The organism is Rhizobium sp. BK418 (assembly GCF_004341105.1).
Classification (GTDB): domain Bacteria; phylum Pseudomonadota; class Alphaproteobacteria; order Rhizobiales; family Rhizobiaceae; genus Rhizobium.
Map to the genome: position 1 here is coordinate 817,682 of NZ_SLZK01000001.1, position 17,541 is coordinate 835,222.

The following is a 17,541-nucleotide window of genomic DNA, read 5'->3' on the forward strand; positions in this document are numbered from 1 at the left end:
TGGAACTGCTGAGGTTCATAGCAAGTCCATTATGACGTTTGGGTGACTGCGAGCGCGGAAAAGTCGAAAAGTTTTGGGTCAAGCAGATGTGACGCGTTTACATGCGCGAGAGCGCGCAGCATCGTGTCCTTCCGGCCGGGCATGCGGCGCTCGATATCGGCCAGCATGTCCTTCATCGCATTGCGCTGCAGACCGTCCTGCGAGCCGCAGAGATCGCAGGGAATGATTGGAAACTGCATGGCAGCAGCAAACTTCGCCATGTCGTCCTCGGCGCAATAGGCAAGCGGCCTGAGCACCATCAGGTTGCCTTCGTCATTCAGAAGTTTCGCCGGCATGGCGGCAAGCCGGCCGCCATGGAAGAAGTTCATGAAGAAGGTTTCGAGGATGTCCTCGCGATGGTGGCCGAGCACCAGCGCATCACAGCCTTCCTCCCTGGCAATACGATAGAGATTGCCGCGGCGCAGGCGCGAGCAGAGCGAACAGTAGGTCGCCCCCTCAGGCACCTTTTCCTTCACGATCGAATAGGTGTCGCGATATTCGATGCGGTGTTTGACGCCGATCTTCGAAAGGTATTCAGGTAGCACATGCTTCGGAAAATTCGGCTGACCCTGATCGAGATTGCACGCAATCAGCTCCACCGGCAGCAGCCCGCGCCATTGCAGGTCGAGCAGCAGCGCCAATAGCCCGTAGGAATCCTTGCCGCCGGAAATGCCGATCAGCCAGCGCTTCTGGTCCTTCAGCATGTCGAAATCTTCGAAAGCCTGACGTACTTGGCGCAGCAGGCGCTTACGCAGCTTGTTGAAGGAGACCGATTGCGGCGCATCGGCAAACAGCGCATGACCGATGCCCGCATCCGCCGTTTCCAGGTCATCGGCGATATTGGCTGCGATATTCATTGTTTCATCCGTTCGATATGCCTGCCCTCTCTAACAGAAAGCGGCAGTCCAACCCAGCCTCAATCGCCGAAAACCGACCAGCCGGTGCGCGCCGCCAGCATTTCCAGCGCAACCGCCCCAAGCTGCGAATTGCCGACCTTGTTCAGCCCGGGCGACCAGACGGCGATCGAGGCAATGCCGGGTGCTACCGCAAAGATGCCGCCGCCGACGCCACTCTTGCCCGGCAGGCCGACATGATAGGCGAAATCGCCAGACCCGTCGTAATGGCCGCAGGTCAGCATCAGCGCGTTGATGCGTCGCGCACGCTTGGGCGATACCACTGAATGGCCTGTCAGCGGATTGCCGCCGCGCGCCGCCAGGAACAGGCCGGCGCGCGCCAGCTGCTCGCAGGTCATGGACAACGCGCATTGATGGAAATAGACGCCGAGCACATGATCGACCGGATGATCGAGATTGCGATAGGAGCGCATAAAATTGGCAAGCGCGAAGTTCCGGTAGCCGGTCGCCGTCTCCGAGCGTGCCACCTTCTCATCGATGGTGACGGATTCGTCGTCGGCAAGGTAGCGCACGAAGCGCAGCAGTTCGCCGATCGCCTCGCGCGGCGCGTGGCCGGCCATGACGACATCGGTGACGGCAATCGCGCCGGCATTGATGAAGGGATTGCGCGGAATTCCATGTTCATGCTCGAGCTGGACGATGGAGTTGAAGGCCGAGCCTGAAGGTTCGCGGCCGACCCTCTTCCACAGCCCCTCACCCACCTTGCCGAGGGCCAAAGTCAGCATGAAGACCTTGGAAATGCTCTGGATGGAAAAGGGTATATTGGCTTCGCCGACACTGTAGACCTTGCCGTCGACGGTGACGATCGACAGGCCGAACTGGTTCGGATCGATCTTGGCGAGCTCGGGAATATAATCCGCGACCTTGCCCTCGCCGATACGGGGCGCCAATTCCCTGTAGATGCTGTCGAGGACTGCCTGCAAATCCACCATCTTCCCCTCCGGATACGAAAAAGCCGCCCCGAGAGGCGGCTTTTCCAGAATGCGAAAACGCCTCGCGCTCTGCTGCGCCGCACATCGAAAATGTGCTAAGGACGCAGTAGCACTTTAGAGACGCATAAGCCTTTCCGACAATCGAATCGATTGTCGAGGTTATGCGTTAGCGCGAATAGAATTCGACGACCAGATGCGGTTCCATGACGACCGGGTACGGAACGTCAGACAGCGTCGGAACGCGTGCGAACGTGGCAACCATCTTGTTGTGGTCGACTTCGACATAGTCAGGAACGTCGCGCTCTGCAAGCGAAACGGATTCCAGAACAGTCACGAGCTGCTTGGACTTTTCACGAACTTCGATGACGTCGCCGACCTTGCAACGGTAAGAACCGATGTTGACGCGCACACCGTTGACCGTGACGTGGCCATGGTTGACGAACTGACGGGCGGCAAAGACCGTCGGAACGAACTTGGCGCGGTAGACGATCGCATCGAGGCGGGACTCCAGAAGACCGATCAGGTTTTCGGAAGTGTCACCCTTGCGGCGGGAGGCTTCGGCGAAGATGGCGCGGAACTGCTTCTCGCGCAGGTCACCGTAGTAACCCTTCAGCTTCTGCTTGGCGCGCAGCTGCACACCGAAGTCCGAAAGCTTGCCCTTGCGGCGCTGGCCATGCTGGCCCGGGCCGTATTCGCGGCGGTTCACCGGGGACTTCGGACGGCCCCAGATGTTTTCGCCCATACGGCGGTCGATCTTGTACTTGGACGATTCGCGCTTGCTCATCGTATTTCCTTTCAAGGTGTTGTGACGGTTTGTTGCCAAACCGCGCGAAGGAAACACGCCCTCCTTTGATCCCGTTTCCGGGAGCCGACAGGATCTTTCCATTACGCGAACGGATCTGATCCACGGGACATGTCAAATGAAACACCGGACATTGCTGCCCGGTGCTGGCGCGGTCTTTAGTCGGGCATCATGAAAATGTCAACAGCGACAAGGCGCTGAAAGCCTTTATTCCGCCGCTTCCCGGCCGTTGCTGTCATCGGGGGCATTGGCATCGCCGGGAGCCGTCTGGCAGCCGATATCGGGGAAAGCCACGATCCGTTTGCCGGAGAAATCGGTATGCACAACAATGCTCCCCTGCTCCTCGAAATAGCCGAGAAGCCGGCGAGCGCGCCGGGCTGAATGCGTGCCGTAGGCGCGTGCGATCCGCGCATCCGACGGGCAAGGCTCGCCGCAGACTGCGGCCTTGGCGAGCATCAGAAATACGCCTTGCAGATCGTCGGTCACAGAGGCAGAGAGCGACAGCGCCGTCGACCAGTTTTCCGAAGCAGCCGTCTCGGCATCGACGCCGGAGCGCGAAACTGCCACGCGGCGTCGAAACTCCGGCAGGGACATTGGAGGCCCGGGAACGCGGCGCATGCGCAGCCGTACCAGGAAATCCTGGTAGAGAACCGCATCGGTGCGGAAACCGGAGCCCGGATCGTCGAGGATTTCCGACAGCACGCCGGCAAGCCGTTCTTCGCGCTCCTCGGCCGAGATCTCCGGCTGCACCACCCGCGGCTCTGCCTGGATGGGGCTGGCTGCCGGCGTCGAGCGTGAAAGCTCAGCAAGGATATCGGTGGTCGGGCGCGGCGCCGGCGGCGCGCGGCGTACGACCGGACGCTGGAATTCTTCTGGGTCGGGCGTGAAGATCAAGTCTTCTACATCCTGCGGCGATTCCGGCAGCGGCATCAGCTTGGGGCTGGAGGAACGCGCCGAGGTCTCGACGCTTCCGATCTGAATCGGCAGCGGGCGGCGTGAAAGTGCGGGGCCGAGGGCGACGAAATGGCCGCGCTTGAGATCACGAAACATTTCCGCCTGACGGCGGTCCATGCCGAGCAGGTCGGCCGCGCGCGCCATGTCGATATCAAGGAAGGTTCGGCCCATCAGGAAGTTGGAGGCTTCTGCCGCGACGTTCTTGGCAAGCTTGGCGAGACGCTGCGTGGCGATGACGCCGGCAAGGCCGCGCTTTCGCCCACGGCACATCAGGTTGGTCATGGCGCCGAGCGAAGCCTTGCGCGCATCTTCGGACACGTCACCGCCGACAGAAGGCGCAAACATCTGCGCTTCGTCGACCACGACCAGAACCGGATACCAATATTCGCGATCGGCATCGAACATGCCGTTGAGGAAGGCCGCTGCCGCCCGCATCTGCTGCTCGATATCGAGCCCTTCCAGCGTCAGGACGCAGGAAACACGATGCTGGCGAATACGGTTGGCAATGCCGGCAAGCTCGGCCTCGGTGCGCTCGCCATCGACGACGACATGGCCGAAGCGATCGGACAGCGTGACGAAATCACCTTCGGGATCGATAATGACCTGCTGCACCCATTGGGCGGATTGTTCCAGCAGGCGCCGCAACAGGTGCGATTTGCCGGAACCGGAATTGCCCTGCACGAGCAGACGCGTCGCCAGCAACTCCTCGATATCGAGTGTCGCCGGAGCGCCGGACGCCAATCCCATATCGATCCCAACCTGCAATGCGAAACCTCTTCAGAGACTCAAATCAGCGACGTGCCATCCTTCCAGAAATGGCGGCCTTCCGTCTATCAAAGAATCCGACTGATATCAGGAGCGGATTGAGGCAACCCACAGAGATTGTGCCGCCCTGTCAGGCGCTCAGCCCGAACCCCTGCATCAGCCGTCGCGTGGCAAAATCCGGATTGCCGGACGTGAAGACGGCAAAGTCGAAATTATCGGGATGAACCGCATCCGCAACCTGCGGCACCAGCGAGCGCGCCCGCCGCGCGATGGCTTCCGCAGGGTCAAGCCAGTCCACCGGCCATGGAGCGAGCCGCCGGAACATGTTGGCCATGAAGGGATAATGTGTGCAGGCGAGCACGACGATATCGGTCTTGCGTCCGTCCTTCTCGACGAAGCACTGGTCGATTTCGGTAAGCACGGCGTCGTCGGAAACGGCGTCACCACGGATGTAGGCCTCCGCCATGCGCGCCAGGTTTTCCGAGCCGACCAGCCGCACATGGCACTGCTGCGCAAAGGACTGGATGAGATCCCGTGTATAGGCGCGCTTGACCGTGCCGGGGGTCGCAAGCACGGAGACGAGGCCGGAGCGCGTGCGCTCGGCCGCAGGCTTGATGGCCGGTACCGTGCCGACGAAGGTCATCTGCGGGAAGGCTGCGCGCAGATCCGCGCCGACGAGCGTGAAGGCCGTGTTGCAAGCGATGACGCAGACTTCCGGATCGTAGTCTGCGAGCAGCTTGGCAAAGAGCCCGATGATCCGCTCCTTCAGCGCCTGCTCTTCCCATCCGCCATAGGGAAAACCGGCATCATCGGCGACATAGATGAAGCCGCGTTCCGGCATCAGCACGCGCGCCTCGCGCAGCACGGTCAGCCCGCCTATGCCTGAATCGAAGACGAGGACGGGTTTCAGCTCATTCGTCGGCGCTGTCATCTGTGGGCGCTTCCTTGCGGGATCTGGTGAAACCGCCCTTGCGCGGACTGTTGCGCGAAAAGCGGTCGAGGGAGGAGATGACACCGCGCAACACGCTGATTTCCTGCTCCGTGAATGCCCGGCGGGAGAGAACGGCGCGGAGATTGTCGACCATTTTCGGCTTTTTCGAGGGCGGATGAAAATAGTTGCGCGAATCCAATGCTTCCTCGAGTTGGTCGAACAGGCCGAACAACTGCTCCTTGGTCGAGGGCCGCTGTTCGAGCGCCTGGAACGGCACCGCTTCCAGATCCTCCATGCCCGATTTCATCCACTCATAGGACATCAAGAGCACGGCCTGCGCGATATTGAGCGAGGCGAAGGCCGGATTGACCGGGAACGTGACGATCTCGTCGGCAAGCGCCACTTCCTCGTTCGTCAGCCCCCAGCGCTCGCGGCCGAAGAGGATGCCGGTCGCCTCGCCTGCCCGGAATTTCGTACGCAGCGTTTGCGCGGCAAAAACCGGAGAACGGACAGGCTTGTAATTGTCCCGGCTGCGCGCCGTCGTCGCGTAGACGAAGTTGAGATCGGCGATCGCCTCTTCCAATGTATCGAAGACCTTGGTGCCTTCGATGACATGATCGGCCTTAGAGGCCGCCGCCTGCGCCTTCTCATTCGGCCAGCCGTCGCGCGGATTGACGAGGCGAAGATCGGCAAGACCGAAATTCGCCATGGCGCGCGCCACCATGCCGATATTCTCGCCCATCTGCGGTTCGACCAGAATGATGACAGGCCCTTCGGCCAGAAGTTGACGCTCGCTATTGGTGCCGGCCATGGTGCCTATTCGTGTTCCTATTCCTGATTGCCCATTATTCTTGATTCAGGGGCGCAATAGCTTTGCCGGCCGCAAACGGCAAGTCCTGCGTCTCGTGCGGGTAGAGGCGGTCCAGCGTCGAGCCGATCATTTCCACCGCCAGCCGTGCCCCTCCCCGCCAGAGCGGCAGGTGGCGACCAGTCGGCTTCATCTGCTTGCGGGTGACGAGGAAACATTCGGAGCCGCGGGGTGCCACGACATCCAGCAGGGCGATGTCAGCGGCGATCCGGCGCTTCAGATCATCATCCACGGCATCGGCCGTGTGGTTGCGTGCCAGAATGCGCGACCAATAGGTAACGGAAAGAAAAATCGCCAGCGTCTGGCGAATCTGTCCCGGTCTGGTGACAATCGACCACGACGAGCCGAGCGGGCGCGCGGCAAGCGTGATGTCCCGGTAGCAGGCATCGACCTCCTGCGCGATGACGATGAGTTCCGGCTGGCTCTTCTTGTCCGATACGGCCGAGAGCAGCTTTTTCAGCGTCGCGAACCATTTGTCGATCGCCGTATCGAGCGTTTCGCGCGTACGCGACGGCAACACCAGGAAGGCAACCAGTGCGCCCGCCACCGCGCCGATGACGGTCTCCTCAAGCCGCAGCTTCAGGAGATCAAATGTCAGCACACCCATCATGCCATAGATGAGACAGAGCACGATGGAGATGAAGAACGTCATCGTCGCATAGGAAATCTGCAGGAAGTAAAAAGCAAGGAAGATGCAGACGACAGCAACGACAACGGCAATTGCCGTCTGTCCCGTCAGCACTGTCGCCAGCACCAGACCGAAGGCAATGCCGAACAGCGTGCCGATCGAGCGCTGCAGTGCCTTGATGGCAGTGTCGCCACGCGAATTGGTATTCGTGAAGACGAGGAAAGACGCGAGCACCGCCCAGAACCAGCGCTCACGAGAAAGCGCCAGGCCGAGCGTCATGGCAATCGCCGAGGCCAGTGTGATCTGCAAGGCCGAGCGCATCAGCGGATTCTTCAACGAAAAATCGACAGCCTCGGGTGTGCTCGTTTCAGCAATTGAGGCGATCTCGGCAAACTCCGTCCTGCGTCCTGCGTCGATCGTTTCCATCAGTTGCCGGCGCGCTGCACCAAGCCAGAGCACCGCACGCGCCGTCTCGCTCTGCAGCTGGCCCTCGATATCAGCGACTGCCTTTTCTTCTGCCGACAGCACCGCCCTGTCATCCTCGATCACGGCGTGCACGAGCGCAAAGGATGGCGGACTCTGGAAGCTCACCATGATGGCGCTTTCCGTTGCCAGATGCGCATCGAAAAGCCGGATCGCCAGTTCCGCAGCTGGTGCAGAAGCTCCATCGAAGACGCCGCCTGGCGGGCGCGGAATGAAGCTCTCGGCCATCAGCACCACTTCTTTCAGCCGGTCTTCCAGCTGTCGCAGTTCCTGCCGGTCGGCTTCCTCGACCTTTCCATCGGCCGCGACGGCAGCGAGCTTGAAGAGGATCTGATTAATGCGGACCCGCACGCTTTCCAGCGAGCGCAGCAGGTCGCGCCGCCAATTATCGGGCAAGAGCACCGCCCTCACCCAATGGCTGACAAGCGCTGAGACAACAGGGCCAATCACCACGAGAGGCAGTTCCGCAATCTTCGGCTGGAAATAGGAGCCCATGAAATAGGAGGTGAAAGCGAACATGCCGATCGCAAATCCACGCGGACCGTAAACGCGGCCGGACGAGGCGAGGAAGATAACCAGGAGGAAAATGAAATCCGAGAGTATGCGATGCGACTCGAGAGCTGCTGCAATGCCGACGACGACAACGCTCGCAATGCAGCCGAGCAGCCGGGTAATGAGCTGGCGCGTCGAGCCCTTGTCGCGCACCGCGACCCCGCCTTCGATCGACAACACAATGCCGAGACCGTAGGAGGCGGTTGGCAGCGGTACGATGAGCGTGCTGATCGCAAACAGGATCAGGAAGGAAAGCATGATCGACAGCGTGACGCGCGAACCCATGCGCAGACGCGAAAGCGCCGGGTCGTTGGCAAGCAACCAGTCTCGGAACTCAAAGCCGAAAATCACTCTTGCCAGTCCTTTTGCGCGCCAATGGCTGCGTTGCCCAAGAGCGAGACACCGCCGCCCTGACAATAATCAAATCGCACCCGGTGTCACCAGAATGGTGATCACCAGGTGTCACCACTATGGCGTCGTCAATCAAGGCACGCGGAAGAGTCATTCGCCGTTGGCGATCTGTATCATGGCTTCCTTGAGCGAGATCGGCCCCTGCCCCTCTTCGCCCTGGATCATGATGTCGTCGATCACGGGTTTGCCATTCTCATCGATCACCTCGAAACGCGCGGTCGTAAAGGCATCCTTGTTGGGCGCGCCTTCCATGCAGGTTGCTGCTTTGAATTTTACCGTCACTTCGGTCGTGCCGTTGGCCGGCTGGCCGGGGTCGATGGAAAGGTCCTGCAGCGGGCAGGCATCCTGACCGTTGACGATCACGTCATAGTCGAAGGGCGAAATACCATCCTCGTCCGCAGCCGGGTTCTGAGCCGCAGCTTTGTATTTCTCGCCGAAATCCTTGCTGTAGAGGCGGCCGAGCGTGTTCTCTTCGAAAATATCGATCCAGTCGCTATTGTCGCCCGCCCAGTTCTTCTGCGTGTCCTTCATGATCTCCTTGACCGGCGCAGTCGCGTCGGCCGCAAGCGAAAGGCTGGGTGCGACAGCCAGGGCGGCAACGAGGCCGGCGAACAGAACGGCGATCTTCTTCATGGCAAAATGTCCGGGACTCGGGGGGCTGTTGACGCGGAGGTTAGCCATTTTCCCGCTCTTGGCAATGGCGGCAAAAACGTCACGGTCCCGCCCGTTCTGCTTTGCGTTCCCGGCTCACAATGCTATAGCGCTGCGGACCCACATCACCCACCCGGGACAGCTCTGTCCCTCTCCTAAGCTTACGAGGCAGATACATGAAGAAGATCAAGGTCGCCAATCCCGTCGCCGATCTCGACGGCGATGAAATGACTCGCATCATTTGGCAGCTCATCAAGGATAAGCTGATCCATCCGTATCTCGACCTCGACATCGACTATTACGACCTTTCGGTCGAAAACCGCGACGCCACCAACGACCAGGTTACGGTCGACGCCGCCAACGCCATCAAGAAGTACGGTGTCGGCATCAAGTGCGCGACGATCACGCCCGACGAAGCCCGCGTGAAGGAATTCAACCTCAAGGAAATGTGGAAGAGCCCGAACGGCACGATCCGCAACATCCTCGGCGGCGTTATCTTCCGCGAGCCGATCATTTGCCGCAACGTTCCCCGCCTCGTTCCCGGCTGGACGCAGCCAATCGTCGTCGGCCGTCACGCGTTCGGCGACCAGTACCGCGCAACCGACTTCAAGTTCCCCGGCAAGGGCAAGCTGACGATCAAGTTCGTCGGTGAAGACGGCACGGTCATCGAGAAGGAAGTCTTCAACGCCCCGGGCGCCGGCGTTGCCATGGCCATGTATAACCTCGATGAGTCGATCCGCGAATTCGCCCGCGCCTCGATGATGTACGGCCTGATGCGCAAGTGGCCGGTCTACCTGTCGACCAAGAACACCATCCTCAAGGCCTATGACGGCCGCTTCAAGGACATTTTCGAAGAAGTCTTCGAAACCGAATTCAAGGATCAGTTCAAGGAAGCCGGCATCACCTACGAACATCGCCTGATAGACGATATGGTCGCCTCTGCCCTGAAGTGGTCCGGCGGCTATGTCTGGGCCTGCAAGAACTACGACGGCGACGTCCAGTCCGACACGGTTGCCCAGGGCTTTGGCTCGCTCGGCCTGATGACCTCGGTCCTGCTGACGCCCGACGGCAAGACGGTTGAAGCCGAAGCCGCTCACGGCACGGTGACCCGACACTACCGCCAGCACCAGAAGGGCCAGGAAACCTCGACGAACTCTATCGCTTCGATCTTCGCCTGGACCCGTGGCCTCGCCCACCGCGCCAAGCTCGACGACAATGCCGAGCTCGCAAGGTTCGCCTCGACGCTGGAAAAGGTCTGCGTCGACACCGTCGAAGCCGGCTTCATGACCAAGGATCTGGCGCTGCTCATCGGCCCGGATCAGCCTTGGCTCTCGACCACTGCCTTCCTCGACAAGATCGACCAGAACCTGCAGGCCGCGATGGCTTGAGCCTGCTCGGATAGAATTCGAAAACCCGGCCTTTGCGCCGGGTTTTTTGTTGCTCCAATGCTTCGACGTTGCTGCTAAATTAGCAATAGCTGCAAAACACAAGCCTCGCGTAAGTTGCAAGGTCTATCAACCTACTCGCCCAGGCATGGAGGTTCTGATGGCCAAGAAGAGTTTCGTCCCCGAATTCCTGCAACTTGTAAGGCTGCTCGCTCGCCGGGAGGGTCAGGATATGATTGTCTTCTATCTCGATCTCGCACTGCTCGAGACCCAGACCCAACATTACAATCAACGGTTTCGTTCGCCTCACGGTCAGGCGGCAATTGGCGAAATACCGCCGTCGACCGAGATCATTCCTCGCGCTGCCGTAAAGATGCCGCCCGCCCCGAAGGTTGAAATCTCCCGCGCCAATGCTACGAAAAGAGCATGGGATAAAGGAGAACAGGATGAACGAGGAAATCACCTTCTACACCAACCCGATGTCGCGCGGCCGAATAGCGCGATGGATGCTGGAAGAAACCGGCGTCCCATATCATACCGAAATCCTGACTTTCGGCGGGACGATGAAGGAACCGGACTATCTGTCCGTCAACCCGATGGGCAAGGTGCCGGCGATCCGTCACGGGAAGACGATCGTGACGGAATGCGCGGCGATCTGTGCGTATCTTGCGGACGCCATTCCTCAAGCAGGCCTCGCGCCGCCGCCCGATGAACGGGCCGATTATTACCGCTGGATGTTCTTCGCCGCCGGGCCGCTGGAAGCCGCCGTCACACTGAAGGCGCTCGGCTTCGAAATTCCGCAGGAACGGCTGCGCATGGCCGGCTGCGGTTCCTTCGGCGATGTGATGGGCACATTGGAGAAGGCAGTTTCGGCCGCCTCCCCCTATATCACCGGCAAGCGCTTCACAGCGGCCGACGTCTATGTAGGCTCGCATATCGGCTGGGGGCTTGCCTTCGGCAGCATCGAAAAACGCCAGGTCTTCGTCGACTATTTTGGCCGGCTGTCCGAACGTGATGCCTATAAGCGGGCAACGGCCTTGGACGAAGAAGCGGCGAAAGCGATGCAGGCTGCCTGAGCATCCTACGCAAGCGGCATATAAATGTCCGTCCGCAATTCAGTCGGCGCGACCTGGCGCGGATTGTTGAGGTATTCCTCGAACATGATGCGATCCCGGAGCTGCCGGCCGGATGCCGGCAGCCACTGGGCATAGAGCCACTGATAGGCCTTGTACATGTCGGCATAAGGTCCTTTGTGATGCAGAACGGCATAGTCGCCGCCTTCCACCTTCAGCCGCTCCAGCGGTGCGTTGACTGCCGTCTCGCTACCAGCTGTCACACAGGCTATCGAGCGCAGTTTCTCGGGCTGCACCAGATCGGGGTCGTCGAGATAGACGCCGATCATCCGCATGTCGGGCTTTGCAAGTCCACGGGCGTAAAGCATGCCGAACAGCGTTTCGAAGGCCTTTCCGATCTCCATATAGGAGCCGGTATGAGGAACGCCGACCAATTCGAGCGGTGGAATGGTTTTCAGGGTGACATCAAACATGGCTTGCGCCTTTCCGGAGATTGAGAGTTCGAACTGCGTGTGGCTTCCCTCTTTCCGGTAACGTGCCGGCGGCATTCCGTAGACCGATTTGAAGATGCGGTTGAAGGACTGGAGATTAGGATAGCCTGATCGCTTCGCAATCTCGCTGACATCAAGATCCGTGCGGACGATGTCGCCCGCCGCGCGATGCAGCCGCAGCCGCTTGACGGTCGCCGCCAGCGTCTCGCCGTAAATCGCCCTGTAGATCCGATGCCAGTGATAGCTTGATAGGCAGGCAATCTCGGCCAGCCGCTCCATATCCAGATCCTCGTCCAGATGATCATGAATATAGGCCGAAACCCGTCTCAGACGGTCTTCGTAAAGCGCCCATACCATTTCAGCCACCATGTCAAACCCCGCTATTCGATCGGCTGCAGCAAAGCATAGCCTCATTTGACAAATCCTGCGGACTTCTCATGACACGCAGGAGGTCTGCGCCTTGTCGCGCTCGGAACAACCTCATGCAGAACAAAAGCGACGCTCGCCCAAAAAGAAAAGGCGGGAACATGTCCCGCCTTTGCAATCAATCCATGTTGGAGTTCAGCTTGCGAGTGCCGCCGCAACGGCCTCAAGCGCCTCGTCAGCCTTGGCGCCATCGGGGCCGCCGGCCTGGGCCATGTCAGGACGGCCGCCGCCGCCCTTGCCGCCGAGCGCTGCAGAGGCGACACGCACCAGATCGACCGCGCTGAAACGGTCGACGAGATCAGGCGTGACGGCGACGACTGCGCTTGCCTTGCCGTCTTCCGAAACGCCGATCAGCGTCACGACACCGGAGCCGATGCTGGCCTTGCCGTCATCGGCGAGACCCTTCAGATCCTTCGGGTCGACACCGGCCACGGCCTTGCCGAGGAACTTGACGCCGGCGACCTCACGCACGGCATCGGCAGAACCGCCCTGCCCGCCGCCCATGGCGAGCTTGCGCTTGGCATCGGCCAGTTCCTTTTCGAGTTTGCGGCGCTCGTCCATCAGCGCCTCGACTCGCGAGAGGACCTCGGACGGCTGAACCTTCAGCGAGGCAGCGAGCGTTTTCACGCGTTCGTCCTGCTCGGCAAGATATTCGCGCGCCGCTTCGCCGGTGACGGCTTCGAGACGGCGAACGCCAGCCCCGACAGCGCTTTCGCCAAGGATGCGAACGAGACCGATCTGGCCGGTGGCAGATACATGCGTACCGCCGCAGAGCTCAATCGAATAAGGCTTGCCGGCCTTGGCTCCATGCAGACTGGTGCCCATCGATACGACACGCACTTCATCGCCGTACTTTTCGCCGAAGAGCGCCATGGCGCCTTCTTCGATCGCGTCGTCGACGCTCATGAGGCGGGTCGTAACAGGCGCATTCTGCAGAATGATCTCATTGGCCATTTCTTCGACGGCTTTCAACTCCTCAGCCGTCATCGGCTTCGGATGCGAAACGTCGAAGCGCAGGCGCTCGGGGGCGACCAGCGAACCCTTCTGGGCGACATGGGTGCCGAGCACTTCGCGCAGCGCCTCATGCAGAAGATGCGTTGCCGAGTGGTTGGCGCGCAGGCGGGAACGGCGGGCGTGATCGACTGTCAGGACAACCGCCTCGCCGGTCTTGAACGCGCCTTCGACAACGGTGCCAGAATGCACGAACAGGCCTTCGCCCTTCTTCTGCGTGTCCGATATCTCAATCTTGCCGTGGTCGGTGGAGATGACGCCGGTATCACCCATCTGGCCGCCGGACTCACCGTAGAACGGCGTCTGGTTGACAACGATCTGCACTTTGTCGCCGGCCCTGGCCTCAGCGGCAACGGCGCCGTCCTTGACGATCGCTTGCACCACGCCTTCGGCCGTCTCGGTGTCGTAACCGAGGAACTCGGTCGCGCCATGCTTTTCCTTGAGCTCGAACCAGACGGTTTCGGTCGCCTTCTCGCCCGAGCCGGCCCAATGCGAGCGTGCCTCGGCCTTCTGGCGCTCCATCGCATCGGTGAAGCCCGAGATATCGACGCCGATTTCGCGGGCGCGCAGGGCATCCTGTGTCAGATCGAGCGGGAAGCCGTAGGTGTCGTAGAGCCTGAAGGCGGTCTCGCCGTCCAGCATGTCGCCCTTGGTCAGGTCGGCGGTCGCATCCGACAGAAGCGACAGGCCGCGCTCCAGCGTCTTGCGGAAACGGCCTTCTTCGAGCTTCAGCGTTTCAGAAATCAGCGCTTCGGCGCGCACCAGTTCCGGATAGGCACGGCCCATCTCCTGCACCAGCGTCGGCAGCAGCTTGTACATCAGCGGCTCCTTAGCGCCGAGAAGCTGGGCGTGGCGCATGGCGCGGCGCATGATGCGGCGCAGCACGTAGCCGCGGCCTTCGTTCGACGGCAGCACGCCATCGGCGATCAGGAAGGCCGACGAGCGAAGGTGATCGGCGATGACGCGATGGCTTGCGGAACCTTCAGCCTTGACGCCCATCGTATCCTCGATGGCGCCGATCAGCGTACGGAAGAGGTCGGTGTCGAAGACGCTCTGGACGCCCTGCAAAACGGCGGCCATACGCTCCAGGCCCATGCCGGTATCGATCGACGGGCGCGGCAGCGGATTGCGCACGCCGGGCTCGGTCTGTTCGAATTGCATGAAGACGAGGTTCCAGAATTCCAGGAACCGGTCGCCATCCTCTTCCGGCGAGCCGGGAGGGCCGCCCCAGATCTTCTCGCCCTGGTCGATGAAGATTTCCGAGCACGGACCGCAGGGGCCGGTATCGCCCATCTGCCAGAAATTGTCCGACGTCGGGATGCGGATGATCTTATCGTCGGAGAAGCCGGCAATCTTCTTCCACAGCGTCGCTGCTTCCTCGTCTTCGGAATAGACGGTCACCAGCAGGCGGTTCTTCGGCAGGTCGAAACCTTCGGTGACGAGCTTCCAGGCAAGCTCGATCGCATTCTCCTTGAAATAGTCGCCGAAGGAGAAGTTGCCGAGCATTTCGAAGAAGGTCAGGTGGCGCGCGGTATAGCCGACATTATCGAGATCGTTATGCTTGCCGCCGGCGCGCACGCACTTCTGCGAGGTGGTCGCCGTCGAGTAGGGACGCTTTTCCAAGCCGGTGAAGACGTTCTTGAACTGGACCATGCCGGCATTGGTGAACATCAGCGTCGGGTCATTGCGCGGCACGAGCGGGCTCGATGGAACGATCTCGTGGCCGTTCTTCTTGAAGTAGTCGAGGAAGGTCGACCGGATATCGTTTACACCGCTCATTTCATGCCCTTCGATGCTGCCAGCAGGCAGGTAAAATTAAATCCATCGGCTTTTATCGTTCGACCTAGCCACTGTCCAGCGAACAAACAAAACCGGCCGCATTCTCGTCACAGAATGCGGCCGGTTGGAATTCGATTCAGTTATGGCCGATCACATGTCGCCGGCGTCACCTGCATCGTCACCGGCGTCAGGGCCGCCATTCTGCAGGAAGCGGTCGGCGATCAGGCCGGCATTCTGGCGCAGCGCCGTTTCGATCTCGCGGGCGAGATCCGGATTGTCGCGCAGAAAGATCTTGGCGTTCTCGCGGCCCTGGCCGAGGCGCTGGCTGTTGTAGGAGAACCAGGCGCCGGACTTTTCGACGATGCCGGCCTTGACGCCGAGGTCGATGAGTTCGCCGGTCTTGGAAACGCCCTCGCCATACATGATGTCGAATTCGACCTGCTTGAAGGGAGGCGCCATCTTGTTCTTGACGACCTTGACGCGCGTCTGGTTGCCGATCACCTCTTCGCGTTCCTTCACCTGGCCGATGCGGCGGATGTCGAGGCGGACGGAGGCGTAGAACTTGAGGGCGTTGCCGCCCGTCGTCGTTTCCGGCGAACCGAACATGACGCCAATCTTCATGCGGATCTGGTTGATGAAGATCACCATGCAGTTGGACTTGGAGATCGAGGCCGTCAGCTTGCGCAGCGCCTGGCTCATCAGGCGGGCCTGCATGCCCGGCAGGTTGTCGCCCATTTCGCCTTCGATTTCGGCGCGCGGCGTCAGCGCTGCGACCGAGTCGACGACGAGAACGTCGATAGCGCCGGAGCGCACCAGCGTGTCGGTGATTTCGAGTGCCTGTTCGCCGGTATCGGGCTGGGAGATCAGCAGGTTCTGCAGATCGACGCCGAGCTTGCGGGCGTAGACCGGATCGAGCGCATGTTCGGCGTCGACGAACGCGCAGATGCCGCCCTTCTTCTGGGATTCGGCAATGGTCTGCAGAGCGAGCGTCGTCTTACCGGAGCTTTCCGGACCGTAAATCTCGATGATACGACCCTTCGGCAGACCGCCAATGCCGAGCGCGATATCGAGGCTGAGAGAACCTGTGGAAACCGTTTCGATCTCGACGATGTTCTCGTTCGAGCCGAGTTTCATGATCGAGCCCTTGCCGAACGACCGCTCAATCTGTGAGAGTGCCGCTTCGAGCGCCTTGCTTTTGTCCACCGATTTGTCCTCTACGAGCCGCAATGAATTCTGAGACATTCGATCCACCTTTAGGTTATTGACGCTGCTCAAGCAATGTCGCCGCTGATGCGAAGTTTGTACTCCATTTGTTCTTATTTCGCAATGGGGTTGCAAATAATTGAAAGAAAAAGGTAAAACGGCCTGTGTTCTATTTTTGTTTTATCGATGCAAAGCAACGGCTTAGTGTGCTTCGCCCCGTGAATGCGGCCACTTTGCCCGCCATTCGATTCGCTTCCGGAGTGCAGAAATGAGCGCTAAGATTCTCGTTCTCGGCGGCGCCCATATCGATCGCCGCGGCCGCATTTCCGGCGAGACGGCGCCGGGCGCCAGCAATCCCGGCACATGGTTCGAGGAACCCGGCGGCGGCGGCTTCAATGCGGCGCGCAATCTCGCCCGCCTCGGATTCGACGTGACGATGATTTCACCGCGCGGCGGCGACCCGATCGGCGAGATGGTGAGCGAGGCGGCGGACTTTGCCGGGATTAACGACCGCCCCTTCGTTTTCCTCGACCGCAAGACGCCGAGCTATACGGCGATCATCGAGAGGGACGGCAATCTGGTCATCGCGCTTGCCGATATGGATCTCTATCGATTCTTTGCACCGCGGCGGCTGTCGATCCGCTGGGTGCGTGACGCTTTCGCCGCCACCGATTTCATCCTCTTCGATGCCAATCTGCCCGAGGAAACAGCTGTCGCCATCGTTGCGAAAGCCAAGGCACTCGGCAGGCCGGTTGCGGCTATCGCCATCTCGCCGGCAAAGGTGGTGCGCCTCCTGCCCTGCCTCGACGGTATCGACTATCTCTTCCTCAACGAGGCCGAGGCTGCGGCCCTTGTCGGCGACCGCCCGGACGATGCTGCCGGCTGGCCGTCGCTGCTCGGTGACATCGGTGTTGGCGGAGCGGTCGTCACCCGCGGCCAGCGCGAGCTCGTCGCCTTCAAGGAAGGCCGTGCGCTCGTCCTGCAGCCGCCGATTTCCGACACTGTCGCCGATGTCACCGGTGCGGGAGATTCGCTTGCAGCCGGTACGCTCTCCGCCCTGATGCTCGGCTTGCCGCTCGAAGAAGCGGTTCGTCATGGCGCTGCTGCCGCAGCATTGACCGTCCAGTCATCGCATGCCGTGAACGAAAATCTTTCGCCTGACCTGCTCCGCGACATGCTTTCGCTTGTCCCGGCGGCGAGAATTCTGCATTGAAGCCGCTAAATCGATAAACGGATACGGATC

The 17,541-nt window shown here is 60.6% G+C and carries 14 protein-coding genes; 3 read left to right on the forward strand and 11 right to left on the reverse strand.

The annotated features are described in order from the left end of the window. Positions 1 to 29: 29 nt before the first annotated feature. The 8 genes from ttcA to EV281_RS04110 all read right to left on the reverse strand — a co-directional run bounded on the left by ttcA (position 30) and on the right by EV281_RS04110 (position 8,912). Positions 30 to 896 carry a tRNA 2-thiocytidine(32) synthetase TtcA gene (gene ttcA, locus EV281_RS04075; protein WP_132651630.1) on the reverse strand — a complete coding sequence of 289 codons (867 nt, stop codon included), beginning with the start codon at positions 894 to 896 and terminating at the stop codon, positions 30 to 32. Between the two features lie 59 nt (positions 897 to 955). Continuing rightward, the gene (locus EV281_RS04080) at positions 956 to 1,885 is read right to left on the reverse strand and encodes a glutaminase (protein WP_132651631.1); all 930 of its coding nucleotides are present in this window, start codon (positions 1,883 to 1,885) and stop codon (positions 956 to 958) included. A gap of 166 nt (positions 1,886 to 2,051) precedes the next feature. Further along, a complete protein-coding gene (gene rpsD / locus EV281_RS04085) occupies positions 2,052 to 2,669 on the reverse strand; it encodes a 30S ribosomal protein S4 (RefSeq protein WP_132651632.1) in 618 nt (205 codons plus the stop codon). 225 nt (positions 2,670 to 2,894) lie between these two features. Continuing rightward, positions 2,895 to 4,406 carry an ATP-binding protein gene (locus tag EV281_RS04090; RefSeq protein ID WP_132651633.1) on the reverse strand — a complete coding sequence of 504 codons (1,512 nt, stop codon included), beginning with the start codon at positions 4,404 to 4,406 and terminating at the stop codon, positions 2,895 to 2,897. A gap of 130 nt (positions 4,407 to 4,536) precedes the next feature. Next, a complete protein-coding gene (gene murI, locus EV281_RS04095) occupies positions 4,537 to 5,337 on the reverse strand; it encodes a glutamate racemase (RefSeq protein WP_132651634.1) in 801 nt (266 codons plus the stop codon). After that, complete coding sequence (locus tag EV281_RS04100; protein ID WP_132651635.1) at positions 5,318 to 6,148, reverse strand: RNA methyltransferase; 831 nt, start codon at positions 6,146 to 6,148, stop codon at positions 5,318 to 5,320. The genes murI and EV281_RS04100 overlap by 20 nt, the downstream gene beginning before the upstream one ends. A gap of 34 nt (positions 6,149 to 6,182) precedes the next feature. After that, positions 6,183 to 8,219 carry an FUSC family protein gene (locus EV281_RS04105; RefSeq protein WP_132651636.1) on the reverse strand — a complete coding sequence of 679 codons (2,037 nt, stop codon included), beginning with the start codon at positions 8,217 to 8,219 and terminating at the stop codon, positions 6,183 to 6,185. Between the two features lie 150 nt (positions 8,220 to 8,369). Beyond that, a complete protein-coding gene (locus tag EV281_RS04110) occupies positions 8,370 to 8,912 on the reverse strand; it encodes a hypothetical protein (protein ID WP_132651637.1) in 543 nt (180 codons plus the stop codon). Between the two features lie 194 nt (positions 8,913 to 9,106). On the opposite strand from EV281_RS04110, the gene EV281_RS04115 reads away from it, so the two are divergent. Continuing rightward, positions 9,107 to 10,318: an NADP-dependent isocitrate dehydrogenase gene (locus EV281_RS04115; protein ID WP_132651638.1), complete on the forward strand. Its 1,212-nt coding sequence runs from the start codon at positions 9,107 to 9,109 to the stop codon at positions 10,316 to 10,318. A 443-nt stretch (positions 10,319 to 10,761) separates the two neighbouring features. Further along, entirely contained in the window at positions 10,762 to 11,391 is a 630-nt protein-coding gene (locus EV281_RS04120; protein WP_132651639.1) for a glutathione S-transferase family protein, read from the forward strand. A gap of 5 nt (positions 11,392 to 11,396) precedes the next feature. On the opposite strand, the gene EV281_RS04125 is transcribed toward EV281_RS04120, so the two are convergent. From EV281_RS04125 to recA, 3 genes are all read right to left on the reverse strand, one after another. Beyond that, complete coding sequence (locus EV281_RS04125; protein WP_132651640.1) at positions 11,397 to 12,248, reverse strand: AraC family transcriptional regulator; 852 nt, start codon at positions 12,246 to 12,248, stop codon at positions 11,397 to 11,399. 192 nt (positions 12,249 to 12,440) lie between these two features. Next, complete coding sequence (gene alaS, locus EV281_RS04130) at positions 12,441 to 15,095, reverse strand: alanine--tRNA ligase (RefSeq protein ID WP_132651641.1); 2,655 nt, start codon at positions 15,093 to 15,095, stop codon at positions 12,441 to 12,443. A gap of 150 nt (positions 15,096 to 15,245) precedes the next feature. Further along, positions 15,246 to 16,337: a recombinase RecA gene (gene recA, locus EV281_RS04135; protein ID WP_132651642.1), complete on the reverse strand. Its 1,092-nt coding sequence runs from the start codon at positions 16,335 to 16,337 to the stop codon at positions 15,246 to 15,248. 229 nt (positions 16,338 to 16,566) lie between these two features. Between recA and EV281_RS04140 the strand changes: the two genes are divergently transcribed. Continuing rightward, complete coding sequence (locus EV281_RS04140; protein WP_132651643.1) at positions 16,567 to 17,511, forward strand: carbohydrate kinase family protein; 945 nt, start codon at positions 16,567 to 16,569, stop codon at positions 17,509 to 17,511. Positions 17,512 to 17,541 lie beyond the last annotated feature (30 nt).